Genomic DNA, 24108 nt, shown 5'->3' with positions numbered 1-24108 from the left:
TTACACAACTTTAAGCAATTCCAAATTGTCTGCGTGGGACGAATTTGGGACATGCCCATCAAAAATACTATCAATTTGCTTGGCGTGAGCGCTTAAATGGCGTGGTGCGAGATGTGCATATCTCTGAACCATTTCAATAGATTCCCAACCCCCCATTTCTTGTAAAACTGTCAGCGGAACACCTGCCTGAACTAACCAGCTAGCCCATGTGTGCCGAAGGTCATGAAAGCGAAAGTTTTCAATGCCCGATCTCTTTAATGCAAGCCTCCCATCGCCGTAGGATTTTCAGGTCTAATCCCATCAAAAGTAAAGAGCCGAGTTTAACGCTGTGATGAGGACGGGTTAACTATTTCAGGTGTTATGGCTGGATTAAATAGTAAACACCCAGTGGTCCATAACTTGTTGTTTGATTATTACGTATTTGGGAAAACTTTCATGCCGTTATCGAAAGAACATCACTGCTCAGATGGGCATATTGGCAAAAAGCTACAGAACGCAGAGGGGGTTATTGACGACCATCTGATGATGCTAGAAGTAAAGCTCGAAATGGATAAACAAGTCAGACTCGTTGCTTGACGATAACCCACTTGGCGCAAGGATGTGTTAGATATGAAAAATAATCTTTACGTGCGTAAAAAGCTGAATATCATGATAAGAGTAGTCAGTTCGTCACATAGCTTACACAATCAAGAAGGCTCAGTTAATCGCTGGGTCTTTTTGCTTTTCTGCATTCGCATGGGCACATGTATACTGCAAAATTACAATTTCAAATTCGGTCGAGCTTAGGGAATGAGAAGATCTAAACCTTTCTTTGTATTTAGCGTATCTCCGCTAATATTGAGCATGTGTCTATTATTTATCACTGGGTGTGTGGACAAACGGCAGGTGAATCTTAAGACTCCCCAGCCTATTAGTGAATTAAGCACCCCTTCAGAGGTGGGTAGCTATTACAAGCAAATTACAGAGGCTATTAGCCGAGAGCTTCATGATGCCGATTTGTACAAAGGCCGAACTTGCTCTCTACGGATCCGTATCTTGCGGGATGGTACTTTAGCCGATGTAAGGGCGTCCGATGGAGATCCTGAGCTATGTCAGGCCGCTATCATTGCGATTAAAAAAGCTAAAATCCCGAAACCGCCAAGTGAAGAAATCTATCAAGTATTCAAGGATGCACCTGTCTTATTCATTATCTAGCATTCCTAGGCAGGGTTTGTATCAATTTTAAGTCTCACTTTGGTGGGGTATATCTTTACAAGGATGTAACAAGAAAGTATGCATTCATTATTCTCTTTCGACCCGAAAGACCCTTTTTCATGGCTAATTTATTTCATTTTTGGAGCGTCGGTCTATTGGCCTATAACCATCGCGGTTGTGCTGGGGTTTATCGCAGGGGCAATACTTCAGAAAAAATGGGTAATATGGTTATTCGGCATTCCATCTTTTGCGCTGGTTATCGCAATTTTTAGCCTCCCTTTGGTTGGATTCATAAAATCTCTGGTTTGATTCTGGTTTTTTTATTTCTACGTTCGCCAGAGCACCACTGAAAGGTATGCGGTCAACACATTGGCAGGTGTTGATGCCGGAACCATAACCGGCTTCAAATTATAGTTAACCACATGAAATCGTTAACGTACGTGTTCAGGCTCGCTTCGGTGGGCTTTTTTGTCTTGAGATAAAAAGCACCCTTTGAACTGAGTTGAGAAAATTCCTACGCAAGTCAACCCCTGATCCGATGGTCAATAATCCCCCAAAGAATGACAATGATTTATGAAGGTAAAATAAAAAAACATTGACCTTGGTCATTTTTTTGTGTGTTTTACCAAAAAAACCACAATTACTTAATGTAAGTGGTTGAAACTCGCTTGGAATATAAAATGAAAAAGCAATTGACTGTGTTGGCCTTTCTGATTTTATGCGCAACAGCTGCGCACGCAGCACCCCCAACAGCTGAATTAAAAGTTAAAGGGAAAATAGGTGTTCCGACATGTAATATTAATGCACCAGACAGCGGTGTTTATAATTTTGGTAATATAAGTTCAACTCAGATTAAATCAGGCACAACAACGACTGAATTACCTAAAATGAGTAAAAGTTGGACAATAATCTGTGATGCCCCGACTTACCTGAACGTAACCCCTGTTGATAATCGGGCAGCTACAGCGAGTTCGACTGAAACTAAGGCAAGATTTGGTCTGGGTTCTATCAACGGCAACGGAAAAATTGGATTCTACTGGGTGGTGCTGTCTAATGCCAAGGTTGATAATCAGCCATCCAATCTGTACTACACGAGTACCAATGCTTTTACTTCTGTTGCCACCTCAGCAAATCTTTGGTCTGGTTCTGTTACAGGCTGGGCATCTGCTGCAAACACCCAAACGGCAGGTAAAGTATTTAGTGCTGATTTTGAGGTCCAACCGGTATTGGCTGGTGTAACTGATATGAAAGGCACTATCACTGAAGATACTAAAATTGACGGCTCTTTGACGATGAATTTTGCCTTTGGTATCTAGCAGCGCAATCTGGCTGCGTAATAATCGACAAGCGGTGTCGTTGAGAGCGACGCCAGCCGGGGCTATGGGGTTGACTGTTCAATTAACACCGAATGTTCTACCTGCGGGCGCTACCGATAAAACTGGCGTATGGACAACCTCTGACGCAACCAAGGCAACGGTTAGCTCAACTGGTTTGGTCACACGCATTGCAGTCGGCACGGCGACAATCACATTCACCACGAATGATGGCGCTAAAACCGGAACGAGTAATATCACTATCACGGCGTAATTATCACAAAGAGCATTTTATTGGTGCTCTTGATGATTTTGCTTTCAGTAGATTCCTGGCACTTTATTTACATTGTTATATTTGCATTGAATATTCTTGAGATTAGTTTGGCTAAGGAGGAGCTAGCCTTGTATTTCACATTCTTGAAACAAGGTATCAACATGAAATTATTTCTAAGCATCCTACTTATATCAAGTCCGGCGTTTTCTGTATCTTCTTCGACAAATGAAAATATACCAGTGCCAGCGATAGCTCTAGTATCAGAAGCAGCGTGTATTCGCAGCTATTCGGTGAAAGAGCATACTGCATGTATAAAACTAGTGGAATCATCAATAGTTAAAGCTTACTGGGCTGGGAAAATGCGTCAATTTTGCAGGTCGCCATTCAATAAAAGTGCTGGGAAAGACAGGCAATGCAGGGAGGTTAAGATGCTTTCCCGCGCATTAGATGAGATGAGTAGTAGGTATCTTGAAGAGTAAATAATAGTACCGACACAAGCAAAGCCCTACATGGGTTTTGCTTTCGGACGCATCCGTGCACTGATGATGTTTATTTTGAAAGTTGATCGTTTTAAACGATCAATATCGCGTTATTGATCTGTACAAACAATTATAACCTTATTGTCAATATTGTTATCGTTAATTATTCAGAAAGAATGAGCGATATAATTATGAAAAATAAAATGAAGATTGGACTTCTGGTGTTGTGCTTTTCATCTCCTTATCAGGTCACAGCTAATGCGAATGATTCAATTTCAAGTAATGATGTGCCGCAGTTAATTGAGCGAAATATTGAAATATATCCTTCTCGTGCCTGGGCGCACGATAAAGAAGGGTATGTGAAGATTACTTATGATATTAACGCTGCCGGAAAGGTTGAGAACGCAAAGGTTGTTGAGGCCGAACCTAAGAATCTCTTTGAGAAATCAGCCTTAGACTCTATCTATAAATGGAAGTATGAGTCTAATAAGCCAACCCGTGGCATGGAAGTCACCATAAACTACAAGAAGCCGAAATAAGGTAGCAGATGCAAATTAGACCCGCTGAGTGCGGGTTTTAGCATTCAACCTGAAACCAATCATCAGCCCTATATTAACCAACCAAGTCATCTGTTTTTCCCCCAGAAAATACTCTTTCGAGTTCTGTTGGCGTTAATAATGTTTGCCATGCGCTATTAATCCATCAATCACAATATCTGTAGGTATAACTCGGGTGTGAAACCAACGATTGCAAATCGCGAGTCTTAGTTGGTGAGATAGCTTTAGGCTAGTAGTCAGGGTAAATATGAATCCCATCAACACAAAGTCCACCGATGTTTATAACCCCATGGCCGAGCAGTTCGAAAAGGTATGCTGCGACAAAAGAAAGGCTCATTATGCTTACCGCGACTAAAATTGTGGGAATGACATACTCTTTCATTACTCCTCCTTGAGTGAAATTAATAACGGGCAGTCTCACAAACGAAATGATGTCATTGCACTATTGCATGAATCACCTTGACGTATAGTAAGCATATATAGGGCATAAAATTGGCTAAATCATTAGGCTCATAGGCTCCATCGCGGCTTTAATTATCACGTCTCCTCGAACTTATCTACCTATAAACGGAATTTTTCACTCTGTTTCTAATGTTAATTTCTTTTAAGCGTCGTAGATCGAATATTGTGCAACACAAACACTGGGGATATACCAAGGAGAGGCTGATGAGTCACAGGCCTGATGAAATACTCAGCCTGAAACTCATCACCTAATTTGCCTTTGGTAAGATATTCTTTCTTATGTCGCTAATGATCAGGGAAGAATACGTTTTCCATTTTCATCTAGCAGATAAGTCAGTAGCGCAGTGCCGTCATTATCGACGCGGAACTCACCGTAACGCGCACCAGCGAAGCGTTCGGCATTCCCTTCCTGAAAGAAATAGCTCGGCGTACCAATATTTATTGAACCGGATGAGAGATGATATTTCATCACTATTTCCTGCGGCTGAAGAGGTTGCCCTTGATCAAATACTGCATTCGTCACATGCCGTTGCTCATCTAAATTCAAGACCAATCTTCCGCTAGGCTGTATACAGGCATTTGTATCCTCGAGGCAAGCCTCGCGCTGCTGATACATTGTCTGCTGTAATGGTTGAGTCAGCGCATAATTCAGCACCATATAATCCCCTTGCATCAGGGAGCGTGGGTCTACCGGAGCCAGTTCTAGGATCACTATCGCGCCGTGCTTTAATAGCTGCTCTTTCATGTAAATAGAAGCATTGGTCACGATGAGTGCCAACACCACCACACCACCAGCCAACCATTTTAGAATAGGCTTAGTTTGCATAATGGGCTCCAGAGTTCGCGGGTAGTAACTTTTTCGCCGCCAGCGCGAGTCCCAAAAGAACCACTCCAGTTACGACCAGTAACAGCGATTTGTGTAAGAGCGTGATGCTCAGGAAGTAATACCAATAGATCAGGTACAGCATTAAGAAGACCGCTGAAATGACTAACTCTTCTTTGCTGCCTTGATACCGTGCTGCCAGCAGTAGCACCAAGCCGAAGCCGATACCCGGTGCGAATAAAGCAATAACACCACAAAGTATCGCAGCAGGAAGGTAAACCACCGTATTAGGCGTTCGGAAGGCAAAAGCCTGCACTGCCGCGCACAGTAGCAGACCGGCGGCGATGCCACGCCCCAAAATGAGCGGGAGGTAAGCGGTTGCCGAGAAATCCCAAAACAGTTCATCAAAGCTATTGGAATGAATACTGGCGAGACACAACAGTGCCAACCCCGCCGGGATCCCATGTCGCAGACTGGCTATCACTTCACGTCGAATTGCATTATGCGGTGCATCCTGCTGGGTAATCACCCCGATCCAACTTGCCAGAATAGCCGCGACCAGCAGCGGTATGGCAATCGTCGTAATCGATGATGTGAAATGAGCACTAACAAGATAGCCCGAGGACAGCACCAGAATGAACACGAAAGCAGTTACTGCCATAAAACGATAAGGCCGGCTCGGCATAACCATCGCCATTACCGCTAGCACTGGCAAGCACCACAGCGAATCAATAAAGATATTGCTGTCCCAGTTAGGGTTAGTCAGCAGATAAACGCTAAAACACAAACCGCAGGTGGCAGCAATCGCCCACGCCAAGCCAATGTGTTGCTTACCAATCCCCCGTGCCCGCAGCAATCTGGCGGCCAGTGCCGCAATGATAAGTGAAGGAACCAATAACGTGACACCCGAGAGAGAATCTAGCAACCCCATGATATATAGCAGTAAAACCAATAACATGAGGATGATAAAGGCGGCCACCCAGCCGCCCAATGCCAGAACTGCCCGCAAGTACCAAGGCAAATGGAGAGAGTGATCTATCTGAGTGATTTCAGTCACTTGTTCATCATTCAATAATTGTTGCTGACGAAGTTCTTGTAACAACGCAGCCATTGCATCTGGTGCAATATCCTTAGTGTGTCGCTGATATAACTGCCGCCGCCAATGCAGCAAAATAGCCCCGCCGCCCGTCAGCCACAATGCGATCACGCATCCCGTCAAAAATAAGGTGTCAACATCCCATGAATGGTCAAATATCCGTATGATGAAGGCACTTCCCACGAACATTGCGCTTATGACACCCAACGTCAGCATGCATAAATCTGGGCGGCGATAGCGGTAATAGCCATATCCAACGAGAAGTGTTATCACCCAGAAAATCAGCGCAATTTTCCCAGCATAAAATCCGCCCCAAGCGAAGAAAGAAGCCGCCGCGGGTGGTGTGATCGTTGCTAATAAATACGCGGCTATGACGCGGGGTAGCCAACGACTGACTAGCCAACTCTGAGGGTCACGCTTCTGGGCATATTCAGCCAGTGCTTCGCGGAAAATCAGGCAACATGCCTGCACTGCAAAATAAAGGTAGAGCGTGATATCACTAAGCCAATAGAAAGATCCCGACGAGAAATTATCCAAAAAGAAGGGGATACGACTGGCGTAATAAAGCTGGAATGCCAGATTGGCAATGACCCACGTACAGAACCACAAACCATTGCGACGACCAATGATCGCCAGAGGCAGCAGTACTAACGTCCATGCGCGGAAAAGCTCCCAGCTATCGGCACCGGTTTGATATATCTGGCCGTATAGCGCAAATAACCCACCAAAGCTCAACCCTAATGCCAGTAGTGCTGATTGAGAGACGGTGTCATACCATCGCCACCAGACCACCACGGTTAAAGCAATAATCAGCAATTCAACCAGACCAAACTTCGCCATTTTTGGCATGGCTGCCCAATTCCATGCAATGAAAAACACCATTCCAGCGACGAGTGCTAAAAATCCCAATGAAGTCAAAAACAGAGTCAGGAATCTGCGCCACCCTGATAATTCGGGCCGGACACCGCAATAGTAGAGTATTTTCTGGTAAACCGTGGGGGTTAACCGGCTGCTTTCCGTTGATGGGGAATTGAGTAACACGGGGAGGGAACGACATAGGCTTTCTGCCGCCTCCGATGGCATGACGCAATTCTTATGCGACGACAGGTCCATACTGATTTCCTTTCAGAGGGGTATTGTCTATGGCTTACACGCCATATTATTTGCTGATATTTGCATATCACGGCCAGCTAGTCGGACATTTCTTTATTTTCCGAATAAGCGACCAGTTCTTTCAGAATAGTAATTGAGATCCTCTGACAATGATAGTTGGCTTTAGGCTTCGCTGAATAAATCGGGTTTAGGTATAACGTCCACTTGTTACTCACTTTTATCGGTTGTGCAATCTAAGAAGCCAATCCAGCTCATGAGGACTAACTGTTCGGCTAACCATGCCCAAACACCAGATAAAACGTCGGTGCTGAGTGCAAGGCAAATCAGCAACCGACGTTCACTTTTCGTCACGACACTATCGCCAGTGCCCCAAGCCCGATGAACAGACCGGCAATCGTTGCACTCATCAGATTGGAGAGCGTCGCTGCAAGCAAAGCGCGTAATCCTAAACGTGCAATATCCGATGCGCGTTCTGGTGCCACGGCGCTAAAGGCACCCACTACGACCGCGATTGAGCCAAAGTTAGCAAAACCACAGAGCGCAAAAGAGATAACGGCGATTGTTTTTGGATCCAAGGCACCCGAAGCATCCTTGAGATAAGGCGAGAAATTCACATAAGCCACAAACTCGTTGATCGCGAGTTTTTGTCCAATCAACCCACCGGCCAGTGCGGAGTTATCCCAGCTAACGCCCATGATGTATGCCAAAGGTGAGAAAATATAACCCAGTAAACTTTCAAGGCTGACGTTTGGCCAACCAAACAATCCGCCGAGGCCACCAATGATGCCATTGATCAACGCGATTAAGGCAACAAACGCCATGACCACCGTTGCCACGCCCACGGCAATTTTCAGCCCTAACATTGCACCGTTGGCCGCGGCTTCAATGATGCTAGCCGGACGTTTATCGCTAAATGACATTTGGCTAAACTCAACTTGCGACTCCTGTGTGGCAGGGCTTAGCATACGTGCAAATAATATCCCACCGGGGATCGCCATCAACGAGGCGGCCAGTAAGTATTCAATGGGGACGCCTAAACCCGCATAGCCAACCAGCATTGAACCTGCGATTGATGCCATTCCGCTGCAAATGACCGTGAACAGCTCATTCTGGTTCATTTTATTAATAAAGGGTTTGAGTACGGCTGGAAGCTCATTTTGTCCGAGAAATATCGTGGTGACGGCGGCAAAAGCTTCCACTTTGCTCACGCGCATCATTTTTTGGAAGACATAACCGAGAATATCGATGAGCCAGCCCATGACGCCAATGTAATAAAGAATGGATATCAGCGAGGTAATAAAAATAATCGCGGGTAATACGTGAAAGGCAAAAACAAATCCAGCGCCGTCAAATAACAGATCCATTTTGGGGCCAACCAAACCACCAAAAATAAATGAGCTACCCGCATCGCTGTACGAAATAACTTTGTTAACGCCACCGGCAATAGAATTAATCAGCCATTTGCCTGCAGGGACATACAGCATGATGGCACCCAGAATAATCTGCAAAAGAAGCGCCGCACCCACTGTTCTTATACTTATTTTTTTTCGGTTGTTAGAAAATACAAAGGCAATTAAAAGAAGGATACCAATACCGAGTAAGCTGCGTAATAAGTCCATAAATCCGTTCCTTCAATAAATACGTCCATACCTGAAAGGCGATGAGAGCATACAGATGCCCGCCCACCTTTCAGGTAGTCGCTATTATTTAATGTTTAATATCAGGATAAAACTTAAGGAATAACGCTGTTTTTAGGCTGCTGTTTCTTGATAACAACATGCAATTTGAGCTGCCAGTTTTGCATTATTGAATACCAATTGAATATTTGAGTGCAGACTATCGCCACCGGTCAGTTCAGCCACTCTCGCCAGCAGGAACGGCGTGCTATCTTTTCCATGAACGCCTTGTTCTATCGATTCTTGCACCGCCTGCTCAATAGCGTCATTGATTTTGGCTTCAGGCATCGCGAACTGCTCAGGGATAGGGTTGGCAATCACCATGCCACCCGCCAAACCTGACTGCCACTTGGTCGCCATCGCTTTGGCAATTTGCTCTGGCTCATCGAGTTGGATGCTGACGGAGAACGGGCTAGTCCGGCAGAAAAAGGCGGGTAAAACCTGAGTCTGATAACCAATCAAGGGTACACCATGCGTTTCAAGATATTCTGTGGTTAATCCTAAATCCAGAATCGATTTGGCTCCCGCGCAAACCACCGCCACGTTGGTTTTAGCCAACTCTTGCAGATCGGCTGAAATATCAAACGTCAGTTCTGCACCGCGGTGAACGCCACCAATACCGCCAGTGGCAAAGACATGAATGCCCGCCATTTCGGCGATAATCATCGTTGAAGCGACGGTCGTCGCGCCGTTTTTCCCAGCAGCGACGATAAAGGGCAGATCGCGGCGGCTCACTTTCGCCACGTTGTGGCCCTCCTTGCCGAGCAATTCAATCTCCTCACGGGATAAGCCTGCTTTCATTCGGCCGTTAATAATCGCAATCGTGGCAGGTACTGCACCGTTTTCACGAATTTGCTGCTCAACGGCCAACGCTGTTTCTGCGTTTTGTGGATAAGGCATGCCATGAGAGATAATGGTCGATTCTAAAGCCACAACGGGACGATTATTCGCTAATGCTTCGGCCACTTCCGGTGAAATATCCAGAAATTCATTGGTCATAACGTTATTTTTCATGATTGTAATTCCAACAGTTTTTGAACACTGCCATTCGACAGATTAGGGTTATTAGTGAATTCGGAAGAAAGGGTTAATGCAGAGCATCCTTGGGCAAAACGAATGCTATCGGCAAGTGTCATATCTTCCAGCCAACAACTGGCAAGTCCTGCCATCATGGCGTCGCCAGCGCCAGTGACATTCACGACATTGACCGGCGGAGGGCTGGACCAACCGTTTTGCCCATCAATTTCACTGTAATAGACACCGACTGACCCCATACTCAGTGCAATTCGCTGTACACCTTGCTCATGAAACCATTGAGCGACTCTAGGCGCATCTTGCGGGGTATTAATGGTCATTCCGCTAAGGGTCTCGGCCTCTAGACGATTCGGTTTTAGCGTGTGTATATGTGAAAGCCAATTACGGATTTTGGGTGCTTTAAAGGCCGATACCGTATCAACAAAAATTGGAATACTGCCTGCGTGGCTAAATAGCCATGCCAAAGCATCATCCGTGAGATTACAGTCAACGACTAATACGCCTGCATGATGAATGAGATCTTTTGATGTTGCTAATAATGCCGGTGTCAGTTTTTCTAATATTCGCATGTCATTAATTGCCACCAGCATTTCGCCATTATGATCTAATAAAGAGACATAGGTTGATGTGCTTTCGCCATGCAGTTTATGGAAACTATCAATATGAACACCGGCTAACTTTGCCTGCTCTAATAAGGTATTACCGTAAAAGTCATCGCCTACGACAGAAATTAAATGGCACTCACGCCCTAATAAGGCAATGTTCTGCGCTATATTTCGGCCGACTCCGCCGGGAGTGCACTTTATTTTACCTGGGTTGGAATCTTCATAAACCAATTTAGATGCAGAGTATCCGCAAACATCCATATTAGTTGAGCCGACGATAACAACATAGCTATGCTCAGATAAAATATATCCTTTACCTTTTATATATCCCTTCTTCATTAAATTCATAATATGTCCTGCTACACCGGAGCGGCTAATACCCAAAATATCGGCAATATCCTGCTGGGGGATCAAAGGATCACGTCTCAGAAGCTGCAGTATCTGCTTTTCTCGATTAGTCATATTGGACACTTGTTTGTTTTTAAACATACGTTTGTTTTAAGCCGCTACTGAAAAACAGTAAAGCGAGATTTAGACTTTTAATAAGGAATTGGGAAGGCGATCGTAATTAGTATGAATGTGTTTTCATTCGTTTTTATGTGAGCCACATCAAGAGATTAATTTGGCTATTTACCCCTAAATCCCGCTAAAACAAATGATTAAATATCATGCAGCATTTTATTCTTTAAATATCACTTTAAAAACATAGTGATAGGTAATTTATTGAAATGTTCTAACTTTTGTTTGTTCAGTCAGTAATTATCGATTTTGAGTGATTCATCCGCTTACACCTTACCTGTTATAACGCGATCTGCCTCGCGTTTGGCCTAGTCGATTTTATCCATAAATCAGTCATGATGGGGCGAGTAAGCCATTCAGACCAGCGTGTTTGCCCTGGTACTATCCAGTCGTAGTCAGTCATTCCTTGCATTTAATATTATTTTCATTGTGCTTATAATGAATTTATCTTGGGCACTGAACGGAATTCATATATTTACTAGCATGGGCTAAATAATTCATGCTATTAGCTATCATATGTAACTTAAGCAGGTAATCAATGATTTAAAGAAATGCGTAGAGGTTTTTTAGACGTATAGATGGGATTAAGCGTGATTTATACTAATCCGAAATTTATAAGGTAGTCTAGACTGATTCATTCAGTCACTGTAAAGAGTTCGTTCTTAACATGATTTCACCTAAAAAAAGCCCTTACCACTGTCAATGTTGGTAAGGGATGCCAATTTGGCCAACACCAGGGAAATCATAATAGGCCTATTTTACTTAAGGGAACGTTCCCGTCAATGTATATATTAATTCAATTAATTGAATTATAGAGGTTCTGAACTAATTATAAACCTAGCGTTTATCGAGGTATGAAAACCTATCATGAGGAGGTTAGAGTGAAAAGTGCATTAATTAAAATACTGTTGTTTAGCGCTTTGTCAGTATCGACGGTAGCAACAGCGGAAAACTGTAACCCTTTCACTCAATGGTGGCCATATTGTATTGACCCAGCAACGGGGCCAGATATTAGTAGCGATGAATATATAAACTGTATCGCTAACGGCGGGTGCATGGATTAATCAACAAGGATGACGATTAGGCAGCAATCTGGTCATTGCTCATTTTGTTAAGGCCTGTTTCAAGGCGTTTTCAGCTCGCATCGCAGCCTCGGTCTCTCCGTGTTCACGTAATAATTGTACAAGCTGATGCAATTGCCCCGCAGTTAGCCCAACGCGTAGGCTGGCTCGCATATGTGATAGCAATTGTGCTTCTACGCCGGGTGTGGCCGCTAGCGCGCCTACTGTGGCCAACTCGCGGCTTTGCCAATCCAGATTGTCACGGGCAAAAATATCCCCGAACAAATGTGTTTGTAGAAACTGGTTAATGACTGGCGCAAATTCGAAGACGGGGCCTTGTACCGGAGCGCCCGATATTTTGGTCTGGTTGGCTGTTCCTACGCGACGAAGCTCTTCTCCGACGGGAATAGGGCTAACAGGCTCTTTGCCTATGGGGTCATTGATACCACGTTGCTTGCGTGCCTCAACAACCTTCATCAGTTCATTTAATGCATTAAGGCTGCGAGGGAAGCCGGTATAGGCATAAAGTTGAACAAGAATTTCTTTGGTTTCATTTATGGTCAATCCAGCATCCAACCCTTGATTAAGCGCCACATTGAGTTTTCCCATGTTACTGCTTGCCATAAATGATGCAATGAGAGGAATGGCTTGCTGACATGCAGATAACGTCTCGGATAACACTTGTTGTGGGTTCATTTCTAACGCTCCTTGTGTCGTGGGTGTGGCATTTGACGCTAGGCTACAACTGAAGATCAGTAAAGCCGCCGTCAGTGATTTGATATACGTTGCGTTATTCATTTGTCTATTTCTCCGTCCATTTAACGTTTCTAATATCAAGGTTCTCACTCTCCACGAACCCAATCACGACCCAATCTAATATGGATAGAGAAGGGGGTTGCGCCATGAGAATATTTGTTTCCTTGATGGCGTGAAATGCTATCTCTGAGCTGTGTGGCCCAGAGATGTTGCGTCGTCATGATTCTAACGGTTGTGGCATGTCATCAGCCTGACGGTTTCCTGACAATGCTGTCAGCTACGCTTAATGAGAAATAGCATTCACAGGGTATAGGAGAAAAGTGTTGTTAAGGATAGCTGTGGGGGAAAGGTTTTCGGACCGCTGCTGTACATGTTTAGGTGCGGTTCATTTTCTAGGTACGGTTCTTGGGGAAGGGCGCACCTAGAGTGATTGCCGAGGCAAATAGGGGCTGGCGACGCGAATAGTGTCATGATGGCTATCACCATGAATAATATGCAGCGCACTTAGACGCCCTATTTCATAGTGCGGCAACTGCACTGTCGAAAGTGGTGGCAGAAACAATTCCCCTGTACCGACCATATTATCGTAACCCAACACGCCAACATCATCGGGAATATGCAGTCCACGAGACAATAAAACCTGATAAACGACAAAGGCGACACGATCATTGCCGCAGACGACAGCGTCAAATTGCGGTTGCGCGCCGTTGAAATGGTGCAATACGATTTCTGCTGCATCGATATGATGGCTTTCACCGGCGGGTAGATAATGGTGTAGCAACCTGTCTGGATCGATCCCCATTTCTCGACAGGCACGTTCGAGGCCTGCCCGACGACGTGCAGTCGCGACAATACCTTCAGGCAGATGAATACACAGCAGTTTTCTATAACCGGCCAGCAGCAAGGCTTTGACGCCCTGATATTGCCCTTCCTCATCATCGGGGATATAGGAGGGGAGAGCATCAGATAGGCTCTCACAGTTCGCGAGTACGCAAGGTACGCTGAGTAGCTTCTTCGGGACTGGAACCTGTCGTAGCCCCATTGTTGTATAGATGATGCCATCTGGGCGATGGGCCAATAGCAGGTCTACCATTTTATCCGGCTCGTCGTTAGTAAACATATTGACGACAAAGCTGTTCCAGCCGTGTGCTCGCGCGGTTTCTTCAATCGAGAGGGTAATATCGACCGAAAAAGGTGTGGTCATCGTATCTAACGCCAGTACGCCAATGGTACTGATCGTTGATTTCGCGCCTCTGATTTTTTTCGCCGACATGTCAGAGACATAACCCAGTTTTTCCACGGCGGACATCACGGTTGCGTATGTTTCTGGCTTAAGCTGCTGAGGGTAATTCAGCGCCCTTGATACCGTCATCAAGGAGACATTTGCCAGTTTTGCGACATCTTTTAGCGACGCCATCTATCCTTCCTCTCGTCATTTCGGGCAACTTGCTGCCACGAAGATACCAGTAAAATCACTCCATCGCCGTCACTCAATTGCCGTTTATCAAAACATATCAATGAAAATGAGAGCTTCTTAACACTCTCTCAATGTTAACGTTAACTTTTGTGATTAACATCGAAAGATATCGCTTTTTTTGAGGCTAACGACAAATGTTAACGTTATCTTTTGCGCATTAGGACGCTAACGACCGAATTAGGAAGACGATGATGACGTTACGAATTCAGGCAAATAATGCCGTTAAAACATTGAAAGAATCGATAAACCCACGCTGGTATCCCCGTTTTCACCTCGCCCCGCAGGCGGGCTGGATGAATGATCCCAATGGCTTAATTTGGTTTGATGGGTATTATCACGCTTTTTACCAACATCATCCCTATGCACCAGTCTGGGGGCCAATGCATTGGGGACATGCGCGAAGCCGTGACATGGTGCACTGGGAGCATCTCCCTATCGCTCTTGCCCCAGAAGGCCCAGAAGATAAGGATGGGTGTTTTTCAGGTTCGGCGGTATCCGATGGCGACAAGTTAGCGCTTATCTATACCGGGCATAAATTCCATGGCACGCCCTGCGATGAAAATCTCTATCAGGTGCAATGTCTGGCAACCAGCCATGATGGAGTAAATTTCGAACGCAAGGGAATTGTCATCGATACACCTGAAGGCGTGCACCATTTCCGCGATCCGAAAGTTTGGCAAGAAAAAGAGGGCTGGTACATGGTCGTTGGCGCACGTGTCGCCGATATTGGCGAAGTGCAGCTCTATCAGTCTGACGATCTTCACCACTGGCACTATGTCAACACGCTGGGCCAGTCCGATGAAAAGATGGGGTACATGTGGGAATGTCCGGATTTCTTCCCGCTTGCCGATAAGCATATTTTGATGTTCTCACCTCAGGGAATGGCCGCTGAGGGATATAACTACAGAAATCTATTCCAGAGTGGGTATTTGGTCGGTAAATGGCAAGAGGATGATGCTTACCAGATTGAGCAAAGGTTCCGTGAAATGGATCATGGCCACGATTTTTACGCCCCGCAATCTTTTGTTGCGCCTGACGGCCGTCGAATCGTGATGGGCTGGCTGGCTATGTGGGAATCTCCGATGCCAGAAAAAGCGGACGGTTGGGCTGGCATGCTCTCTTTGCCACGAGAACTTACGCTGGATAAAAAAGGCCAGTTGCGCATGAATCCGGTAAAGGAACTGGAATTATTGCGCGGTGATTGCCGACGGTGGCAGGTGAGTGAATTAACCCATCAGACCATTGTGGTTGAGCAGGGTGGGCAGCCGATTGAAATTCAGTTGGATCTGAATATTCCCCTCAGCACGGCTGAGCAGTTTGGCCTCAATATTGGTCAGGGGGCTCGAATCTATGTTGATAGTCAGTCGCGGCGTTTAGTCGTAGAGCGTCATTATCCTCAACATGAATTAAGTGGCTATCGCAGCGTACCGCTTCCTGATGAAGAGCGACTGACTCTGCGTATTTACATCGATAGTTCCTCCATCGAAGTATTCGTCAATCACGGGGAATACACCCTCAGTAGCCGGATATATCCAGAAAAAGACGATCGTGACCTCTCGTTATTTAGTCATAACGGTCGGGCCGTTGTACATGAAGCCCACGCCTGGTATCTCAACGCTTAATAATGAGAAAAAGAAAATGACTATCTGGACACTTGGTGATGCTGTGGTGGATTTATTGCCGCTAGAAAATATGCAATTCGAAGCTTGCGCAGGTGGCGCGCCTGTCAATGTCGCGGTGGGTGCTGCCATTCTTGGTCAGCAAAGTGGATTTATTGGCAGAGTGGGAAATGATCCCTTCGGCCATTTTTTACACCAAACCATGACACTTGCTGGGGTCAATACTCAGCATGTTGAGTTCGATGAAATTTATCATACCAGCACGGTGCTGGTATCGCTGGACCAGAATGGAGAGCGTCAGTTTGACTTTCTGGTTAACCCTTCGGCAGATCAGTATTTAAGCCTTAAGGCGCTGGCTGATTTTCAGGCGGATATACTCCATTTTTGCTCTTTAGCCTTAGTCTCCCCCACTTGCCGCGAAACGCTCAACTGCGCCTTGGAACGGATCCACATCGCCGGTGGTTTGGTGAGTTTTGACCTCAACGTGCGTGAGCAGATGTGGAGCAATCGCGATGAAATGCGATCAGAAATAGAGAGGGCGGCGTGGAAAGCCGACATCTTGAAAATGTCTGATGATGAGTGGTACTGGTTGACGGAAACGACGGATTTTAACCTCGCCAGACAACGGCTTGAAGCCTATCCCGCAAGATTAAAAGTGATCACCCGTGCAGAGCACGGTGCCATGGTTTTCTGGCAAAACCAGATATTTTGCTTCGGCGGTTACCCCGTCAACAGCCTTGATACCACTGGCGCTGGTGATGCGTTTATGGCCGGATTACTCGCAGGTCTTGCCGAGCATGGCTGGCCTCGCGTCTTATCGGCACTGACTGCGTTGGTTGAACAAGCAAGTGGCTGTGGTGCATTGGCCACTACGCAAAAAGGCGCACTCAAGGCGCTGCCAGAGAAAGATCGCTTGATAGCATTTATCGCCAATCAAAAGCCTTTGAGCTTGGAAATAAAACTGTAACTTTCAGAATGTCTGGATTGGGAAATATAAATGAAAATTAATATGCCGTTCAGTAACGATAAGTACCGCTATTCCTCTGGTTATTTGCTCTTTTTCTTTGCTGCTTGGTCGTTGTGGTGGTCATTTTATGCCATGTGGTTAAAAAATAAATTAGGTCTGTCTGGGGCTGAGCTTGGCATGCTCTATTCAGTTAACCAGATATTCAGCATGTTATTTATGATTATCTATGGTTTCTTACAAGACAAACTTGGCACACGTAAGCCGTTAATATGGCTGGTGGGTATCGTGATAACGCTGAGTGGGCCATTCTTAATCTATGTTTATGAACCTCTGCTGGTATCAAACTTTACGCAGGGGATGATATTCGGCGCGATATTTTTTGGCCTTGGTTATCTTGCTGGCTGTGGACTTGTTGATAGCTTTGTTGAAAAGATCAGTCGTCGTTTCAATTTTGAATTTGGTGTGGCGCGTTTTTGGGGATGCTTGGGTTATGCTGCGGGAACCTTTGTCGGCGGTATTTTCTTTAGTATTAACCCCCATATTAACTTCTGGTGCGTGTCTGTTATGGGCATCCTATTCTTGATCGTTAATCTATTTTTCGATACGGAATCTGGTCCCGAGCAAGTGATTGAGAAGAATCATGAAGTAACACTGACTCGACAGGATTTTCTCACCATTTTTAAAGATAGTCAGTTCTGGTTCTTTGTAGTATTTGTGGTGGGGACATGGTCATTTTACAGTATTTATGATCAGCAAATGTTCCCGGTGTTTTATACCGGACTATTTGAAAACCCTGAAATAGCGCCGCGCGTATACGGTTATTTGAACTCAGCACAGGTCTTTCTCGAAGCCGTCGGAATGGCAGCCATTCCTTTCCTGATTAATCGTATCGGGCCGAAGTCAGCGTTATTGCTCGGTGGCTTGATTATGACTTGTCGGATCCTAGGTTCTGCGGTGTTCAATGATATTTATATTATTTCCGTCATTAAGATGCTGCATGCACTGGAAGTACCGCTGTTCGTTATTTCGGTATTTAAATTTAGTGTTGCAAACTTTGACAAGCGGCTGTCATCAACGATGTACTTAATCGGTTTCAATATTGCCAGCTCTATTGGAATTATCGTGTTGTCGTTCCCTATTGGTCGTCTGTTTGACAGAGTAGGGTATAACAATACTTTCTTTATTATGGCCGGCGTCGTCGTGCTGACGATTCTCTTCGGGTATTGCACATTAAGTAAAAAGAAACACGAAGTGAATACGCTGGCCTACGAAAATTAATTAATTGATCGAGATAAGGTAAACTTCATCCTCATGCTTATCGCACAAGGATGAAGTTTAAGAGAAGGGCTAGAGTATCAATATCGAATCCATGCCCTTGCGGCTTTATTGGGTTTTAGATAACGCTTATTGAATACCGTCAACGAAAGGAGATACCGCTATTTTTGCGGCTTCAGCTAATATTTCTCTTCTGTTTTGGGCATCTTTTACTGGCTGAGTAAAGTAGGTCACCAAAATTAATGGCGCATGATTATCAGGCCAGATCACCGCGATATCATTGGTTGTACCATATTCCCCTGCGCCTGTTTTATCGCCAACCTGCCAAGTTGCGGGTAAACCCGCTCTGATGCTAGCCGCGCCGGTCGTATTGCCTTTTAGCCATCCGACCAACTGCGCCCGCTGAGATTTAGCCAAAGCATCACCTAGCGTCAGGTTTTGCAGGCTTTCTGCCATTGCTTGTGGCGTCGAGGTGTCACGTTCATCCCCAGGAATCGCTGTATTCAGTTCAGGTTCTGGACGGTCTAGACGAAAAGATTTGTCCCCAATTGAACGAGCAAACTCGGTTAATTTAGCCGGACCGCCGAGCTGGGTTAAAATGAGATTCATTGCTGCATTATCACTGTATTGCAATGTTGCGGCACTTAACTCTGCCCATGTCATACCTTCCTGCAACTTTTTCTCAGTGATCGGGCTCCAAGTCACCAGATCAGATTTTTTGAAGTGAATCCGCTCGTCCATGAGTCCTTTCTGCGTTTCACTTTTTTTGAGCAACGCGGAAGCGGCCATGACTTTACTGGTGCTACACATCGGGAAACGCTCATCTGCGCGATAGTGGATTTGTGAGTTATCTGCCGTATTTATCAATGTGACACCTAAACGCCCACCTGATTCTTTTTCGAGTGCCATCAGCTTTTGCTGAATTTTTGCATGTTCAACTGGGGTGTTCGCTTGGGCTATTGATGTGGCGAGAAAAAGTGGCAACGCAGCGACAGACATGAAGAGAGTACGCTTCAATCCTGATTTCATTATTAACATTCCTTATGGGATGGACATGCACTAAAAGTAACGCAACGGATAGCATTATTACACAGACATCCTAAATTGATTCTTTACGTCAATTGATTATTTACGCTGGATTATTCAGCCACCCTATTATTTACTTCGCTTATACACATCTTGACATTTTTTACTCTATTCTCAGGAAGTTTACTCCACTCACTGGGCGAAGCTTATGAATAACTTAATGCAACAATTACAATCAATGCTTGGGCAGGGAACCAAAAAGAACGGTGAAGGTAACTCTAGCTTGAGTAATATGTTAGTACCCGGTGCTCTAGGGGGGCTGGCGGGTTTACTGGTTGGCAGCAAATCATCCCGTAAGTTGCTGAGTAAATATGGTAGCAGTGCATTACTGGCTGGCGGCGGCGCAGTATTAGGTACTGTGTTATGGAATAAATATAAAGATAAGATCCGTCAGAATCATCAAGATGAACCACAATATGGCCAACAAACTGCACCGGTCGACCAGCGTGTACAACGATTGGTGATGGCATTAGTCTTTGCGGCAAAAAGCGATGGTCATATTGATGCGAAAGAGCGTGCTGTTATTGAGCAGAATATGCGAGAAGCTGGGATCGATGAACAGGGGGCGCAGCTCGTGCAGCAAGCTATTGATCAACCTCTGGACCCACAATTACTGGCTCGTGATATCAAAAATGAAGAAGAGGCGCTGGAACTCTACTTTCTCAGCTGTGCCGTGATTGATATAGACCATTTTATGGAGCGCAGCTATCTTTCCGCGTTGGGGGATGCACTGAAGATCCCACAAGATGTGCGCGATGGAATAGAACAAGATATTCAACTGCAAAAACAGAATGTGGCTGATTGATATATCAGTCGGCAACCTTCGATTTTAAACAAAAGCGGTTGAGTTAATTTTCAGGTATCACAGCATCAATCCATCACAGCATCGAACAATAAAGCCCACTCGTCACACTGACGGTTGGGCTTTTTTAATATTATTGCTGATTGGATACACATTGCCATCAAAGCTCGTTAAGCAGTGCCTTTTTGGCCGCATCAAGAAATTCATCTGATATTTTATCGCCAGCGGTTGCGCGTGCTAGAGCCAGCGCGCCGGACAACATTGCAAACTGCGCCAAAGCGTGTTGCCTGCGTTGCTCATCGTTTTCGATATTGGATAAAGACGCTAATCTGTCTAGCATGGTTTTTACGCCACCGAGATACACTTCGCAGACAGGATTTTCATTATTTTCACGTGCCACATCTGCCGCTAGTGCTGTAATGGCGCAGCCATTCTCCATATTGTCACGGTGCTCAGGAGAGAGATATGACTCCACAAAAGCACGTAATTGAGATTGTTCAGGCAAATGACTGATTTCCTGCCAACGAGCGCGGGAATCATCAAGCGCTTTACGGCTGGCAGCCGCGGCCAATTCATCTTTGGAGGCAAAGTGCCCGTAGAATCCGCCGTGTGTTAAACCGACTGCTGCCATTAAGTCGTTCACGCTAACGCCATTTAAGCCCCGAGCTCGGAACAATTTTGAAGATGTCTGCACTATCGCTTCGTGATTGAGCGCCATCTGTTGCTTTGATACTCGAGCCATCATTTTCTCCTTTATTGAGCAGGCAACATCAAAGTATAGAATGTTAACATTTAAATAGATGTTGCCTATCATCAATAGAGAAATCAAGCCAAGTAATGGCAATTTTATGTGTCAGGTCAATCTGGTGGCATCAGTACAGACCGAGCAAACGCCACCACATCAGCCCGACGACCAAGGTAATGATCACGTTTACGGTGACGACACAAAAATTGATTTTGTAAAAGCGAGGGCGCTCGAAATATCCCTGCGCAAAATAGATAGGGCCTGGGCCACCACCATATTCAGTATTGCCCCACATCAGGTTACTGAAAATCCCAAAGCAGATGGCCACCATCATTGGGGGAGCTCCGGCAGCAATAGCCGTGGCGGCAAAGGGGGCATACAGTGCAGCGACATGTCCCGAGGCGGTAGCAAATAAATAGTGAACGTAAATATAGAGCAGGGCGAGGATAACGAAAGTCTGCATGGCACCAAATCCATGAACAGAGCTTCCCAGTTTGACAGTCATCCAAGGAATGAAACCAAGGCCTGACAGGCCGGTCGCCAAGCTGATAATGACGCTGAACCAAATGACGGTGTCCCATGCCGCGTAGTCTTGCAGCAGTGCTTTCCAGTCTACCGCGCGTGAGGCAAATAAGTAGGCGGCTAATCCCAATCCAACGCTGGTGGCAGACAAACCGGTGAGCAAGCTGGTTCCCCAGCCGATGAGCGCGAGCAGAAAGCCCACGGCGACTTTTTTCTCCGTGAGTGTCATGGGGCCAAGTTCTTCGAGCGCATGGCGGCCCATCTCTTTGGCTTCAGGCGTCTTTTTTAGCTCTGGATTGATGATTCGATAGACCAACAGCGGCATCAAACAAAAACAGACCATTGCCGGTACGACGGCGGCAACAAACCAGCCGCCCCAAGTGATCTCTACACCCAATGAGGTTTTCGCCAAGCTACCGACGAGCGGGTTGGCGGCCATCCCAGTGAGGAAGATTGCACCGGTAATCGGGGTAAATTGGAAGCAGACCATGGTGAGGAAATCACCGATTTTTTTCCCTGATTTTCCCGGTTCTGATCCAAGCACGGCATTTATTGAGCGGGCAATGGGGAAGATAATGCCACCCGATCGCGCCGTCACTGATGGCATGGCGGGCGCCATAATCAAGTCAGACACGCCGAGTGAATAGGCAATCCCTAAACTGCTGCCACCAAAAAGAGAGAGCATTTTATAGGCGATACGTTTGCCTAACCCTGACGTGACAAACCCCAGAGAAAGAATGTAAGCACAGAAGATTAACCATACTGTTCCGCTGGCGAAGCCAGATAACGCCTTGGCTTCAGTGAGTGTGCCAGTAAAAATGGCAACACAAAGTGCAATCAACATGACTGCACCTGACGGCAGCGGTTGGGTGAGTATGGCTGCGATGGTTGCCGCAAAAATGGCGAACATGTGCCATGCCTGCGGTGTCAGTCCTTCCGGTACAGGAGAAAACCAGATAATGGCACCCAGCAAGAGTGGGATCACTGTCGCCATTATCTTTTTCCCCTTGAATGAATCTGATGACATGGTCATCTCCTCAATCGAGTGGGTCTTTGGATTCAGACCGTTAGTTTTTAGCCGCAGAACTCTTTAACACCTGATCCACCATCTCTGGTGCCATACCCAGGTAGTTAACGGGGTCGGTCAACTGGTCGATTAGTGCGGGCTCAAGACGTGTTGCGACGGCGGGCATGGCGTTTAATACGTCGGCAAGTCTGCCACCTTCTTCATTTACGATACGGCAGGCGTCGTAGACAATATCGTGAGCATCCTGTCGGCCAATGTAAGGTGCGAGCCCCATCATGACCGCTTCGGCGACAATCAACCCTTTGGTCATATCGAGGTTTTTGGCCATGGCTTGCTCATCCACAATCAAACCTTTGAGCATAAATTTGGCCTGATATAACGCACCGCCAGTAAGAATGAAGCTTTCCGGAATGGCTATCCATTCGGCGTGCCATGGTCCTGTGGCCCTTTCCAAATCTTGCACCATCGCATCCAGCATTAGCCCCGCTTGTTGGCGCACACCCTTAGCGCAAGCCAGCATCAATTCACTGGAAATCGGGTTGCGTTTCTGCGGCATGGTACTGCTGGCACCACGTCCTTTGACAAACGGCTCGTACAGTTCACCAAATTCATTGGCGGCCAGTAACATAACGTCGTAAGCGATTTTACCCAGCGAACCGGTGATCAACCCCAGCAGGTTAACGGCTTCAGCAAAACCATCCCGTGCGACGTGCCATGTCGATACCGGCACGCCAAGCGATAACTCTTCCATCATCGCTTGCTGTACAGCCAATCCTTTATCGCCCAGTGACGCCAAAGTACCTGCCGCACCCGCAAATTGGCCCACCAGAATACGTGGACGTGCCTGCGCTAAGCGCTCAGCATGGCGGTCGAACATGTCCAGCCAGATAGCCGCTTTATAACCAAAAGTGATCGGTAGAGCTTGTTGTAGATGAGTTCTACCCGCCATGGGGGTATTGCGATAACGCCGAGCGAGATCGGCCAGAATTTGGCGCAATGTCGTGATATCTTGGTCAATCACGTCGAAAGCATCACGAATTTGCATAACAACCGCAGTATCCATAATGTCCTGTGTGGTGGCTCCCCAATGAACGTAACCACCTGATTCACCTGCTTGTTTCGATATTTGATGAACTAGCGGTAATATCGGATAGCCTACAATCTCGGTTTCATGGCGAAGCAAATCGAAATCCAGTGCATCTGCGTTACATTTTTCGGCGATTTCTTGCGCCGCTTGTACGGGGATAACGCCACAGCGGGCTTGGGCTTTTGCCAGTGCAATTTCGACGGTGACATAGTTGCGGATCAACTGATGATCGTCAAAAATGGCACGCATTTCGGGTGTCCCGAACGAATCTCTAAATAGAATAGAATCAAGAACATTGGAAGCCATAAAAACCTCTTTAGCCGTGAAAATGGTGGTAGACTGCGCCATGGAGAAGCCCCGAGATCATTCACGATTATCGTTCTGAGGCTGCCATGTCACTTAAATCAACATGTACAGACATGTTATAAATGTCCGTACATTTAATCCTGTCCGGACAATCTATAATGTACGGACATTTAAAATAAAGTTTTTTACGATGATTTTGTGATGTGGTTCATCATTATTTTTTGAAGATTGC

23 protein-coding genes and 2 pseudogenes are annotated in these 24108 nt (G+C 45.9%); 11 read left to right on the top strand and 14 right to left on the bottom strand.

Going from position 1 to position 24108, the window contains the following annotated elements; genetic code table 11:
• Window positions 1–267 (bottom strand): annotated as a pseudogene (locus tag DA391_RS16470) (tyrosine-type recombinase/integrase); the annotation flags it as partial.
• Between DA391_RS16470 and DA391_RS16465 the strand changes: the two are divergent.
• From DA391_RS16465 to DA391_RS16435, 6 genes and pseudogenes are all read left to right on the top strand, one after another.
• Window positions 265–576: pseudogene (locus DA391_RS16465) on the top strand (antiterminator Q family protein); the annotation flags it as partial. The pseudogenes DA391_RS16470 and DA391_RS16465 sit on opposite strands and share 3 nt — an antisense overlap.
• Before the next feature lie 309 nt (window positions 577–885).
• On the top strand, window positions 886–1194 hold the full coding sequence (tolA, locus tag DA391_RS16460; RefSeq protein ID WP_226722944.1) for a cell envelope integrity protein TolA: 309 nt from the start codon (window positions 886–888) through the stop codon (window positions 1192–1194).
• Window positions 1195–1874: 680 nt separating this feature from the next.
• Window positions 1875–2510: a DUF1120 domain-containing protein gene (locus DA391_RS16450; protein ID WP_050082374.1), complete on the top strand. Its 636-nt coding sequence runs from the start codon at window positions 1875–1877 to the stop codon at window positions 2508–2510.
• A 64-nt stretch (window positions 2511–2574) separates the two neighbouring features.
• A complete protein-coding gene (locus DA391_RS16445) occupies window positions 2575–2781 on the top strand; it encodes an Ig-like domain-containing protein (RefSeq protein WP_050082540.1) in 207 nt (68 codons plus the stop codon).
• Window positions 2782–2813: 32 nt separating this feature from the next.
• Window positions 2814–3260 (top strand): hypothetical protein, encoded by a 447-nt coding sequence (locus DA391_RS16440; RefSeq protein WP_226722942.1) that lies wholly within the window; start codon window positions 2814–2816, stop codon window positions 3258–3260.
• Window positions 3261–3451: 191 nt separating this feature from the next.
• Window positions 3452–3799 (top strand): TonB family protein, encoded by a 348-nt coding sequence (locus tag DA391_RS16435; RefSeq protein WP_050873567.1) that lies wholly within the window; start codon window positions 3452–3454, stop codon window positions 3797–3799.
• A 247-nt stretch (window positions 3800–4046) separates the two neighbouring features.
• Here DA391_RS16435 and DA391_RS24355 read toward each other — a convergent pair whose 3' ends face one another.
• From DA391_RS24355 to DA391_RS16405, 7 genes are all read right to left on the bottom strand, one after another.
• On the bottom strand, window positions 4047–4199 hold the full coding sequence (locus tag DA391_RS24355) for a hypothetical protein (protein WP_167311196.1): 153 nt from the start codon (window positions 4197–4199) through the stop codon (window positions 4047–4049).
• Between the two features lie 372 nt (window positions 4200–4571).
• Window positions 4572–5105 carry a GDYXXLXY domain-containing protein gene (locus tag DA391_RS16430; protein ID WP_108087998.1) on the bottom strand — a complete coding sequence of 178 codons (534 nt, stop codon included), beginning with the start codon at window positions 5103–5105 and terminating at the stop codon, window positions 4572–4574.
• The gene (locus DA391_RS16425; protein ID WP_108087997.1) at window positions 5095–7311 is read right to left on the bottom strand and encodes a DUF4401 domain-containing protein; all 2217 of its coding nucleotides are present in this window, start codon (window positions 7309–7311) and stop codon (window positions 5095–5097) included. The genes DA391_RS16430 and DA391_RS16425 overlap by 11 nt, the downstream gene beginning before the upstream one ends.
• 207 nt (window positions 7312–7518) lie before the next feature.
• Window positions 7519–7662, bottom strand: coding sequence for a hypothetical protein (locus DA391_RS16420; protein ID WP_230820122.1), 144 nt, complete (start codon window positions 7660–7662; stop codon window positions 7519–7521).
• The gene (locus tag DA391_RS16415) at window positions 7659–8930 is read right to left on the bottom strand and encodes a NupC/NupG family nucleoside CNT transporter (RefSeq protein ID WP_050082381.1); all 1272 of its coding nucleotides are present in this window, start codon (window positions 8928–8930) and stop codon (window positions 7659–7661) included. The genes DA391_RS16420 and DA391_RS16415 overlap by 4 nt, the downstream gene beginning before the upstream one ends.
• Window positions 8931–9062: 132 nt before the next feature.
• Window positions 9063–10001: a pseudouridine-5'-phosphate glycosidase gene (locus tag DA391_RS16410; RefSeq protein ID WP_050082383.1), complete on the bottom strand. Its 939-nt coding sequence runs from the start codon at window positions 9999–10001 to the stop codon at window positions 9063–9065.
• The gene (locus DA391_RS16405; RefSeq protein WP_230820121.1) at window positions 9998–11089 is read right to left on the bottom strand and encodes a PfkB family carbohydrate kinase; all 1092 of its coding nucleotides are present in this window, start codon (window positions 11087–11089) and stop codon (window positions 9998–10000) included. Before DA391_RS16405 ends, DA391_RS16410 begins: the two co-directional genes overlap by 4 nt.
• A gap of 938 nt (window positions 11090–12027) precedes the next feature.
• Here DA391_RS16405 and DA391_RS24245 point away from each other — a divergent pair.
• Window positions 12028–12210 (top strand): hypothetical protein, encoded by a 183-nt coding sequence (locus tag DA391_RS24245; RefSeq protein ID WP_138070047.1) that lies wholly within the window; start codon window positions 12028–12030, stop codon window positions 12208–12210.
• A gap of 39 nt (window positions 12211–12249) precedes the next feature.
• Here the strand turns inward: DA391_RS24245 and DA391_RS16400 are convergent, their stop codons facing one another.
• Window positions 12250–13005: a carboxymuconolactone decarboxylase family protein gene (locus DA391_RS16400; RefSeq protein ID WP_050873562.1), complete on the bottom strand. Its 756-nt coding sequence runs from the start codon at window positions 13003–13005 to the stop codon at window positions 12250–12252.
• Between the two features lie 379 nt (window positions 13006–13384).
• Window positions 13385–14380 carry a LacI family DNA-binding transcriptional regulator gene (locus DA391_RS16395; protein WP_050082387.1) on the bottom strand — a complete coding sequence of 332 codons (996 nt, stop codon included), beginning with the start codon at window positions 14378–14380 and terminating at the stop codon, window positions 13385–13387.
• Between the two features lie 251 nt (window positions 14381–14631).
• Here DA391_RS16395 and DA391_RS16390 point away from each other — a divergent pair, with 251 nt between their 5' ends.
• Genes DA391_RS16390 through DA391_RS16380 form a run of 3 tightly spaced genes read left to right on the top strand, consistent with a single transcriptional unit; the run spans window position 14632 to window position 18304 of the window.
• The gene (locus DA391_RS16390) at window positions 14632–16062 is read left to right on the top strand and encodes a glycoside hydrolase family 32 protein (RefSeq protein ID WP_409994414.1); all 1431 of its coding nucleotides are present in this window, start codon (window positions 14632–14634) and stop codon (window positions 16060–16062) included.
• A gap of 16 nt (window positions 16063–16078) precedes the next feature.
• Window positions 16079–17026 carry an aminoimidazole riboside kinase gene (locus tag DA391_RS16385; protein ID WP_050873558.1) on the top strand — a complete coding sequence of 316 codons (948 nt, stop codon included), beginning with the start codon at window positions 16079–16081 and terminating at the stop codon, window positions 17024–17026.
• 30 nt (window positions 17027–17056) lie between these two features.
• Window positions 17057–18304 (top strand): oligosaccharide MFS transporter, encoded by a 1248-nt coding sequence (locus DA391_RS16380; protein WP_050082392.1) that lies wholly within the window; start codon window positions 17057–17059, stop codon window positions 18302–18304.
• A 126-nt stretch (window positions 18305–18430) separates the two neighbouring features.
• Here the strand turns inward: DA391_RS16380 and bla are convergent, their stop codons facing one another.
• The gene (gene bla / locus DA391_RS16375; protein WP_409994413.1) at window positions 18431–19330 is read right to left on the bottom strand and encodes a class A beta-lactamase; all 900 of its coding nucleotides are present in this window, start codon (window positions 19328–19330) and stop codon (window positions 18431–18433) included.
• Window positions 19331–19535: 205 nt separating this feature from the next.
• On the opposite strand from bla, the gene DA391_RS16370 reads away from it, so the two are divergent.
• Window positions 19536–20192: a tellurite resistance TerB family protein gene (locus tag DA391_RS16370; protein ID WP_050873556.1), complete on the top strand. Its 657-nt coding sequence runs from the start codon at window positions 19536–19538 to the stop codon at window positions 20190–20192.
• Window positions 20193–20349: 157 nt separating this feature from the next.
• Here the strand turns inward: DA391_RS16370 and DA391_RS16365 are convergent, their stop codons facing one another.
• The 3 genes from DA391_RS16365 to DA391_RS16355 all read right to left on the bottom strand — a co-directional run bounded on the left by DA391_RS16365 (window position 20350) and on the right by DA391_RS16355 (window position 23876).
• On the bottom strand, window positions 20350–20931 hold the full coding sequence (locus DA391_RS16365) for a TetR/AcrR family transcriptional regulator (RefSeq protein ID WP_050082395.1): 582 nt from the start codon (window positions 20929–20931) through the stop codon (window positions 20350–20352).
• 130 nt (window positions 20932–21061) lie between these two features.
• The gene (locus DA391_RS16360) at window positions 21062–22483 is read right to left on the bottom strand and encodes a DASS family sodium-coupled anion symporter (protein WP_108087995.1); all 1422 of its coding nucleotides are present in this window, start codon (window positions 22481–22483) and stop codon (window positions 21062–21064) included.
• Between the two features lie 40 nt (window positions 22484–22523).
• On the bottom strand, window positions 22524–23876 hold the full coding sequence (locus DA391_RS16355; protein WP_108088294.1) for a class-II fumarase/aspartase family protein: 1353 nt from the start codon (window positions 23874–23876) through the stop codon (window positions 22524–22526).
• Between the last annotated feature and the right edge of the window lie 232 nt (window positions 23877–24108).

The organism is Yersinia massiliensis, assembly GCF_003048255.1.
In the GTDB taxonomy this organism is placed as follows: domain Bacteria; phylum Pseudomonadota; class Gammaproteobacteria; order Enterobacterales; family Enterobacteriaceae; genus Yersinia; species Yersinia massiliensis_A.
This window is presented reverse-complemented; position numbering and strand designations above follow the sequence as displayed.